At 38.5% G+C, this 1,996-nt stretch carries 2 protein-coding genes and 2 pseudogenes; 2 read left to right on the plus strand and 2 right to left on the minus strand.

Features of this window, described 5'->3' with window-relative positions:
- Positions 1–152 precede the first annotated feature (152 nt).
- Both N4310_RS08255 and N4310_RS08260 read left to right on the plus strand, forming a co-directional pair.
- A complete protein-coding gene (locus tag N4310_RS08255) occupies positions 153–554 on the plus strand; it encodes a hypothetical protein (protein ID WP_262092797.1) in 402 nt (133 codons plus the stop codon).
- Between the two features lie 139 nt (positions 555–693).
- Positions 694–1,014: pseudogene (locus tag N4310_RS08260) on the plus strand (IS30 family transposase); the annotation flags it as partial.
- Positions 1,015–1,300: 286 nt separating this feature from the next.
- On the opposite strand, the gene N4310_RS08265 reads toward N4310_RS08260, so the two are convergent.
- Together N4310_RS08265 and N4310_RS08270 are read right to left on the minus strand one after the other, a co-directional pair.
- A complete protein-coding gene (locus N4310_RS08265; RefSeq protein WP_420832910.1) occupies positions 1,301–1,429 on the minus strand; it encodes an LPXTG cell wall anchor domain-containing protein in 129 nt (42 codons plus the stop codon).
- A 6-nt stretch (positions 1,430–1,435) separates the two neighbouring features.
- Positions 1,436–1,930: pseudogene (locus tag N4310_RS08270) on the minus strand (glycoside hydrolase family 68 protein); the annotation flags it as partial.
- Positions 1,931–1,996: the final 66 nt, after the last annotated feature.

A 1,996-nucleotide genomic window follows, 5' to 3' on the forward strand; every position in this document is an offset into this window, starting at 1 on the left:
ACGTCCGCACTACCAAATAGGAATACCTACTTATTTGAAATAAGGCGACAATAAGTATGAGTTTTTAGAGGTGCCCAAAAGAATATTCAAAGATAGCTTTTAATCAGTTATCAAAAAGCAACTACTATAAAGTGACTTCGTATAAAGGAGATTTGCTTGATAATCTACCTGATTTTGATTTGGAAGAACTCGTTATTTCATATCTTCAAGTCAAGGAAAATTACTATGTCCTTTCTAATTCCATTGCAAAGAAATCAACAACTATAAAAATTGAATGTGAAATGCTTTCAAGAGATGTTGACTCCCCAAGGAAAGCAGTCGTTCAAGTGAAAGGAAAAAAAGCAAGAGAACTAGATGCTTTGGAATTTAAACAATATGTAGATGAAGGCTATTTAGTCTATTTACATGCTCCTAAAATAATAAACTTAGATCAGATTGAGAGTGTAATTCGGATCGATGATAGTGATTTATTATCTTTTTATAACAATTATAAATCAATTCTTCCAGCCTCCATTACACAGTGGGAAAATCTATTCGAAAACAGTGATGATTAGACCTCTCATTAGATATTAGTTTCGATTTACAAGGCTTATTTTGCAGATAGAGCTCAGCTTGTCTACGAAGAAAATCGCAAAAAGAGTGTTTGTCTGAAACTAGACAAGTACTCATCAATTTTCTTTTGAGAAGCTTGAAGAAGCTGTTGTAATGACTTTAGTGGAACGTCAGACTCGCTTTGCTTTGGCCTATAAGTTACCGAACAAACAATCTGAAACTATCAAGAAAACTGTGCAGGTCTTGGTTGAAAGATATCCTATTACTTCCATTACATCTGATAACAGCTCTGAATTTAGTCACTTATCAGAACTAACGAGCGTCGATGTTTCTTTTGCTCATCCCTATTCATCGCACGAAAGAGAGAAAAATGAGCATTTCAATGGACTCCTCAGAGAATTTATCACCAAGAGGCAATCTTTCAATCCACTAACCGATGAAGAGCTCGCTCAAATAGCTTAAGCCATAGAATTCTAGTACGCAGCTGACTTGTTGCACTTGAGTTGACAATTCAAGGTTATAATTTTCATAGTGAGACATTGTATTGAAGCTCACAAAAGGGAAAAATCGCTACTTTACCCTGGCGATTTTTCTTTTTGCAGTTCAGTAACCCCCATCAGAACTGAGATTCAAAACAACGGGAATGATTCCATGAAAGACAAAAATAGCCTCACTTAGAAATGCTCCAAGTGAGGCTATTGATTCAATCCTGTCTAAAAAGCGAAACTTAACAGTTCCTTATTCCAAACTAGGCTTTTTTGCGTTTGCTTTTTACAGTTGAAAGGGTTGCTAGCAAGCCTACAACTGTACCTACTACGACCATCGAAGAAGCATCTTCGGTTCCAGTCTTCGGCAAGGCTTTTTCAGTTTTGACCACTGTTGGAACAACTTCAGCCGGTTTCTCAGGAGTTGATGTTTTTACAACCACTGGCATTTCTGGTTGATAGATCCGTTTTAGCTGACCATTGCGTCCATAAGAATAGTAGCCAATACGAGACCAGTCAACGATGAAGTCTTCACCTGGAAGGCGAGAAGTTTCTTCGTCTCCCATCATACGGTCAGACTGACTAGTTTCATCCCAAATCCAGTCCCCTTGTTCAGTCATATGAGCGAGAACACGGGTTTGCCCATCTGGCAAGACTTGGATGAGGAAGCTTGGAGACATGGTTGAGTTATTTCCCACTCCGGCAACCTCACTACGGTTACTCATATAAGAAGTCACCAACAAGAGGTCCTCATGTCCCTCAACTGGAACAGCATAGTAAGAGTAGATCGCAGTCCGCCAGTCTGCTGGTACAGTCGCTGTTAGAACAACACCGGAACCATTCAGCGGTTTGTAACCACCCAACAAACTATCAGACACATAACCCCGAATTATTCATAGATAACTAAAAAAACTTCTAGAAACCCTGATAGATCAATGTTTCTAGAAGTTTTTGATTTT

The sequence above is a fragment of the Streptococcus danieliae genome, from assembly GCF_025447695.1.
GTDB lineage: Bacteria > Bacillota > Bacilli > Lactobacillales > Streptococcaceae > Streptococcus > Streptococcus danieliae.